This window comes from Chitinophaga sp., from assembly GCF_036566945.1.
Classification (GTDB): domain Bacteria; phylum Bacteroidota; class Bacteroidia; order Chitinophagales; family Chitinophagaceae; genus Chitinophaga.
This window is the reverse complement of sequence record NZ_DATCVJ010000598.1, coordinates 1-7,510: the sequence shown is the minus strand read 5'-3', so window position 1 is coordinate 7,510 and position 7,510 is coordinate 1. Positions and strand designations below refer to the sequence as shown.

The window sequence follows — 7,510 nt, the reverse complement described above, 5'->3', positions numbered from 1 at the left end:
CTTCAGAAATTTGAACCCGGATCCATCTTAATGCCCGCCGACGGAGAAGGACGTAATGGCGTGTATGCCGCCGTGCTTGGATGGCAGGTAACCTCCGTTGATCTTAGCTCAACAGGAGAAGCAAAAGCATTGCAACTGGCCAAAGAACAAGCAGTGACCATATCCTATATAGTGGGCGATCTGGAACAACTCCCCTTTGAACCCGCCTCATTTGATGCCATTGGCCTTATCTATGCGCACTTTGAGGGCGATAAAAAATCGGCCCTTCATAAAAAATTAAATGAGTACCTCAAACCCGGCGGGGTAGTTATTTTAGAAGCTTTCAGTAAAAGCCATCTGCCCCTGAAAAAGCTGGATCCCAAAGTAGGCGGACCCAATGATATTGATATGCTGTTTTCAGAAGCAGAGATCATGGCCGACTTTGAAAGCTATGACATATTAATACTGTCAGAAGAAGAAATCGTTTCAAATGAAGGCGAATATCATATAGGAAAAAGCGCGGTCATTAGATTTGTAGGGAGAAAGCGATAAATAAAAAACAGCGGAGGAATAATCAGGAGTTATTCCTCCCATAATTTTTTGTTTGTGCACCTGTTGCCACCGGAACACAAAAAACACTTCACCAAAACCGCACAAGCAACTGTACAAATCCGAACATATTTAAAAAATAAACATCTTAAAAAGACTGATAATCTGAACCCTTTACTACTGGCATCTTTTTTACCATAACAGGCATCAACCTGCTATCATGATCACAAATTATTTCAAGGCAGCCTGGCGGAGTGTAAAGCGTTTTAAAACACATTCCATCATCAATATATCCGGACTTTCTCTCGGCATTGCCTGCCTGATACTCATCTTTACCATGGTGAAATATCACCTGAGCTTTGATACCTTCCACCAACATAAAAACCGCGCGTACAGAATTGTAACCGCCTTTCACGAAGAAAAATTACGTTACAATACCGGCGTACCTTATCCATTGGGAGATGCCTTCCGCAACGACTTTGCGGTAGCAGAGAAACTGGCCATGGTAGCTTCATTAAGCAAAAAAACCATCTCTACATCCCGTGACAGAAAATTTGAAGAAGACATCGCTTTCGCCGATCCCTCCTTCTTCGGCATCTTCGATTTCCCACTGGTAAGCGGATCTTCCGCCACTATTTTAAAAGACCCTTTTACCGCTGTCATCACTGAAAGAATCGCTAAAAAATACTTCGGTACAACAAACGCTATCGGCAAAACTATTCAGCTCGATGATACCCTGCACTTCACGGTAACGGGTATACTAAAAAATATTCCCGCTAACACCGACTTCCGTGCCGAAATTTATTTCCCGTTTGATAACGTGAAAAATCATTCGGCCTGGTTAGTGGAAAAAGACTGGTGGATGAATGTAAACAGAGGGATGCAATGCTTTGTATTGCTGAAACCCGGCGTCACAGCTGCTTACGTGGATAACAAATTACTCCCCACGATGTCTAAAAAATACTACGATACAGACGCCGCAAAACTTTTCGGATTCGAGCTGCAACCTATCTCCGATATCCATTTCAATCCCCTGTTAAACGGATACATCGAAAAGAAAAATTTATGGGTAATGGCAGCCATCGGGCTATTGCTGATCATCACTACCTGCATCAATTTCGTGAACCTCACTATTGCCCAGGCCATGGGGCGTTCAAAAGAAATTGGCCTGCGGAAAGTATTGGGCAGCTACCGCGGGCAAATTTTCCTGCAATTCATGATTGAAACAGCGGTCATTGTGTTCATCGCCATGCTGCTGGCCTACTTGTTGGCACAACTGGCCTTGCCCTATCTCAACAACCTCTTCGAGGTACAACTGCAGATCCATCTCTTTCAGGATGCTTACCTCCTGCTCTTTTTACCAATATTATTCTTGCTCGTGGTATTCCTCTCCGGGGCATACCCGGGACTGGTCATCGCCGGCTTTCAGCCAATACTGGCACTGAAGAATAAGTTATCTCAGAAAAATGGGGGCCTGTCGCTCAGAAAAGGACTCGTCATTACCCAGTTTGCAATTTCGCAGTTATTGATTATCGGCACCATCGTTATCGCCAACCAGATGCGCTATTCCACTTCATCAGATCCAGGATTCCAGAAAAACGCTATCCTGATGTTACCGGTGCCGGATAATAGTCCGGCTAAATTAAGTACCCTCCGCTCGTTATTGTCGGAGGTACCGGGCATAGAGCAGCTAACCTTCTGCGGCAATGCTCCTGCCGTAGCCAGAACCGCTTCTACGGGCATTCAATTTGATTCCCGTACAAAGGGAGAAAACTTTCAGATCTGCAGCAGAGCCGGCGATGCCAATTATGTAGCCACTTTTGGTTTACAGCTGCTGGCAGGCCGCAACCTGCTGCCATCAGATACCGTCCGCGAATTCCTGGTGAATGAAACCACCGTAAAGAATCTGCAACTGGCTTCCAATGAAGCCGTATTAGGAAAACGGGCTGTTATTAACGGAGGACAGGGCATCATTGTAGGCGTTGTGAAAGACTTCCACACCAGATCGTTCCACGAAGCCATAGATCCGATTTTCATCTCCACCATGGGTGATAATTATTTCAATTGCGCCATAAAAATTAATATGGAGCAACTCCAAAAAATAGCGCCCTCCATGGAAAAAGCATGGAAAGATGTTTATCCGCAATACGTTTATAAATACGCTTTCCTCGATGAGCAATTGGCCGCATTTTACAAACTGGACAATATGATTTTCCGGTTGATCCAACTCTTCACGGGTCTTTCCATTATCATTGGCTGTATTGGATTGTATGGGCTGGTATCTTTCATGGCCACACAAAGAACCAAAGAAGTCGGCATCCGGAAAACACTGGGTGCCAGCGTGGAAAGCATTATATGGCTTTTCAGCAAAGAATTTCTCTATATGCTGCTGATGGCTTTTGTGGTAGCCGCACCACTTGCCTGGTTCATCATGAGCCACTGGCTGGATACCTTCGTATACCGGATTCACCTGGGCCTCCCCATTTTTGCGGTCGCTATCTTTATTTCCATCATAGTCGTTATGCTCACGGTGGGCTATACCGCTATTAAAACCGCCCTTATGAATCCGGTGAAAAGCCTGAAATCCGAGTAGATTTATTTTTATTATTGCGCTATTTCGCGGTTTTCTTCACTTTTAACAGGCTGGCATTAATGGCTACCACTACTGTGCTGACAGTCATCAAAACCGCTCCCGCCGCGGGGCTCAATAAAATACCTTCTTTATATAACACTCCGGCCGCTAATGGCAACGCTACGATATTATAGCCCGTTGCCCAAGCCAGGTTCTGCATCATCTTACGAAAGGTGGCTTTCCCAAACAAAATCAGGTTCACCACGTCCTGGGGATTGCTGTTCACCAGCACAATACCAGCTGTTTCCGCCGCCACATCACTTCCACTGCCAATGGCAATGCCCACATCTGCCTGCGCCAGCGCGGGCGCATCGTTGATCCCATCTCCCGTCATTGCCACAAACTCACCCTGCTGCTGCAATTCCTTTATTTTATCCAATTTCTGATGCGGTAATACTTCTGCAATGAAGCTATCCAAACCCAATGTTCTACTCACACTTTCCGCCACCACCTTGTTATCGCCCGTGAGTAACACCGTTTTGATATGATTTTCTTTCAAGGTGGCAATGGCCCCGGCAGATTCCGGCCTGATCTGATCTGCCAATGCAATAAATCCTGCTACAGCACCATTCATAAGTACATAAACGACGGTCTCCCCGGATTGTATATCGGCATTAACATTCCGGTCCTTAAACAATTCCGCCACATATCCCGGACTCACCACCTTCACTTCCTTTTCATCTACCCGTCCGCTAATCCCTTTGCCGGTAATAGCCGTTACATTTTCTGCCGCCGGCACTTGCAACTGCAACGCTTTCGCTTTGCCCATAATGCCGGTGGCAATAGGATGTTCCGAACTTCCCTCCAGCGCCGCCGCCATTTGCAGGATGGCTTCCTTAGTCATGCCCTGCTGTATGGCTTCAAAGCGCACCACTTCAAAACGACCCACCGTAAGCGTGCCGGTTTTATCAAATACGATGGTGGTAATTTTACGGGAATTCTCAAAATCTGTACGGTTCTTAATCAACAGCCCATGCCGCGCAGAAAGCGCCGTGGACCTGGCGATCACCAACGGTACGGCCAGCCCCAATGCATGCGGACAACAAATAACAATTACCGTGACCATCCGCTCTATGGCGAAAGATAAATCACGGCCGCTGAGCCACCAGTATAAAAAAGTGGCTAAGCCTGTTAGAATGGCGATCAGCGTGAGCCAACGCGCCGCCTTATCTGCCAGCAATTGCGTTTTTGATTTGGATTGCTGCGCATCCTGCACCAGCTTCACTACCTGCGACAAATAAGAATCGTCCGCCCCATGCGTCACCAGCACCTTAATAGCACCATTGCCATTAATAGATCCGGCAATGACTTTATCATCTTTCTGCTTCTGCACCGGCTTTGATTCACCAGTAAGCATGCTTTCATTCAAATAGGTTTCGCCTTCCGTAACACTACCATCTGCTGCTACTTTTTCTCCCGGTTTTATTAAAATGATATCGCCTGCTTTCAGTGATGCTGTTTTCACCTCCATGATATGCTCCCCATGTACCAGGTGCGCATCGTCCGGCATCAGCTGTACCAGCAGTTCCAGCTCCCGCGAAGCACCGGCTACCGACTTCATCTCTATCCAGTGTCCCAGCAACATGATCAGGATCAGCGTAGTCAGTTCCCAGAAAAAATCCATTCCCGACAAACCTATCACTGTGGCCACACTGTAGATATATGCCACGGTAATCGCAAATCCTATCAGCGTCATCATGCCCGGTTCCCAGGCTTTCATTTCTTCATACCAGCCTTTTAAAAATGGCCAGCCACCGTATACAAAGACTACAGAAGACAGCAGCAATAATACGTATGCATCTCCCGAAAAACTAACAGACAACCCCAACCAGTGCTGAATCATTTTCGATAACAACATCACCGGCACCGTGAGTACCAGCACCACATAAAAACGCTTTCGGAAATCGGCAATCATCATCGCATGATGATCGTGATGACCGCCATGTCCCATCGCCGCATGATCAGATGCCGGCATATCATGTTCCATTTTCATGTTCGTGTGCTGATGCTGATGTTCCATCTCTGGTAGTTTAGTAGCTTAATGTAATCCCTGCGCCTAATCCCATGTCACTATCGTAATGTGTTGAAAATGCAAAGTTCTTCGTTACAATATATCTGAACCCTGCCATGTATTCTTTATCCGTGTTCACCATAAAACTGAAGCGCAACCGCTTTGTTACCGGCACATCATCCCGCATCAGCTGAAACCGCAGCCTGCCATCTGTATCCACAGATGCATCCGCTACAATCAGCATGGGTAATGTATACTCCAACCCTACGTGAAACACTTGCCTGAAATCTTTCGTATTCTTTTGCCCGAATAAATTTTTCTCTGGTTCATCCATCTTACGGTAACGGATATCCCAACCCACATAGGGGAACAACCACTGCATTTTTCCAAAGTATCTCCCAAAATGACTCTCGCTTTCATAACCATGCCGGTCGTTTAAGCCCAGGCGCCATTCGGTCGACAAACGGTAACGCGTATTCGCTACCATGATTTCTCCATCGCTGCCGGTGCTTTCCAGTCCTACCCTCGCCATGGTATGCAACATGCGATCATCTTTTTTCAGCATGCGGTAAGCCATTGCCGGGTCCGGCACTTCCGGATTAGGCGGCGAATTTTCATAGCTGAACACACGCCCCATGCCACTCATCATGTGGTAGAGAATATGACAGTGAAAGAACCAGTCGCCACTTTCAGTGGCCGCGAACTCAATGGTATCTGTTTCCATCGGCATAATATCCAGTACCGTTTTCAACGGAGAATATTCGCCCTGCCCGTTCAATACCCGAAAAAAATGCCCGTGCAAATGCATCGGATGCCGCATCATGGTATTGTTGTATAATACGATCCTCACGATCTCCCCTTTTTTAATCAGGATCTTATCTGTTTCAGAAACGGTTTTGTTGTTTATACTCCATACGTAACGGTTCATATTACCTGTTAGCTCGAAATGCAACAACTTCACCGGCCCTTCGGGCAAAGTCGTTTTCTCCGGCGCCTTTAACATGCCGTAGTTCAGCGTTACCAGATCTCCTGCGGTGCTATCCATTTGCATACCGTGCATGTCATGCTGCATAGGAGCTGGTGTATCATCGCCGGTAATTTCCGGATACATCACGGTGTTCATATCCATCTGCTGATTGGTCATCTGCATACCATCACTGGTATCCAGGTCACCATTCATTTTCATCATGCCGTTCATCATCTTCATGCCCTCAAAATATTTTAACCGGGGCAGCGGTTTGGCCGGCATCTTCATGCCCTGTCCCAACCACAGAGAAGTGCTGCCCGTACGATCTTCAGCCGTAGCCATGAATTCATACTGCATATTATCCGGGATCGTTACCATCACATCATAGGTTTCCGATACGCCTACCAGTAGCCGGTCCACTTCCACCGGTTCTACATCTGCACCGTCGTTGGCCACTACCGTGATTTTACCACCGGCATAATGCAACCAGAAATAGGTGGAAGAACTTCCGTTGATAACACGTAAACGAACTTTATCTCCTGCTTTAAATTGCGGCTGTTCGGCCACTGCTTTGCCATTCGTGAGAAATCGTTCATAATACACATCACTCACATCCATGGCGTTCATGCGCTTCCATTCGTTGGTTACTTTGGTAGAGAAATGTTTATGCTGAATAGCTTCCGAATAACTCTGTACAGACCCTTTCTTAATAGCAAACCAGTCATTGGCGTTATGCAGGTAGCGGTTCACCGTATGCGGATGCATATCTGTCCAGTCACTCAGTAATAGCGTGTATTCCTTCGCGTTAGTTTCCGTTCTTTTATGAATAACAATGGCGCCATACATACCGCTTTGTTCCTGGAACATCGTATGACTATGATACCAATAAGTGCCATGTTGTATAAGCGGGAATTTGTACAGATGTGTTTGTCCTGCTTTCACAGGGCTTGTGGTGAGATAGGAAACCCCGTCGTACTGATTGGGCAAAAGAAGCCCATGCCAGTGGATAGACGTTTCTTCTTTTAGCGTGTTATGTACATAAATTTCCGCGGTATCTCCTTCGGTGAAATGGAGAGTAGGTCCGGGAATAGTACCGTTGATGGCCAGTGCGTGTTTGGTTTTGCCGGAGTAGTTCACCATGGTATCCCCTACATACAGGTCGTAGCGAACCACCTTGGGGGCCGGAGCTAAAGAAGCCTGTGCAGCCACTACACTACACAGGCTCATGAATGTTATATATAGCAATACTGCTTTCATAATAATAGTTAAGGTACTACTTAATAGTGTCACTTACTTTTCCGCAGGTCAGCATCTGATTACCGTAGTACGGATTTTTAATGGCGTTGCTGCTGCTCAGCCAGTACGCTTTTTT

4 protein-coding genes are annotated in these 7,510 nt (G+C 46.5%); 2 read left to right on the top strand and 2 right to left on the bottom strand.

Going from position 1 to position 7,510, the window contains the following annotated elements:
* Nucleotides 1–531: class I SAM-dependent methyltransferase (locus VIP81_RS18195; RefSeq protein ID WP_331964130.1), on the top strand; the 531-nt coding region annotated here is incomplete at its 5' end.
* A gap of 217 nt (nt 532–748) precedes the next feature.
* Entirely contained in the window at nt 749–3,121 is a 2,373-nt protein-coding gene (locus tag VIP81_RS18190; RefSeq protein ID WP_331964127.1) for an ABC transporter permease, read from the top strand.
* Nucleotides 3,122–3,140: 19 nt separating this feature from the next.
* On the opposite strand, the gene VIP81_RS18185 is transcribed toward VIP81_RS18190, so the two are convergent.
* Together VIP81_RS18185 and VIP81_RS18180 are read right to left on the bottom strand one after the other, a co-directional pair.
* Nucleotides 3,141–5,180: a copper-translocating P-type ATPase gene (locus VIP81_RS18185; RefSeq protein ID WP_331964124.1), complete on the bottom strand. Its 2,040-nt coding sequence runs from the start codon at nt 5,178–5,180 to the stop codon at nt 3,141–3,143.
* Between the two features lie 10 nt (nt 5,181–5,190).
* Nucleotides 5,191–7,395, bottom strand: coding sequence for a multicopper oxidase domain-containing protein (locus tag VIP81_RS18180; protein ID WP_331964121.1), 2,205 nt, complete (start codon nt 7,393–7,395; stop codon nt 5,191–5,193).
* Nucleotides 7,396–7,510: the final 115 nt, after the last annotated feature.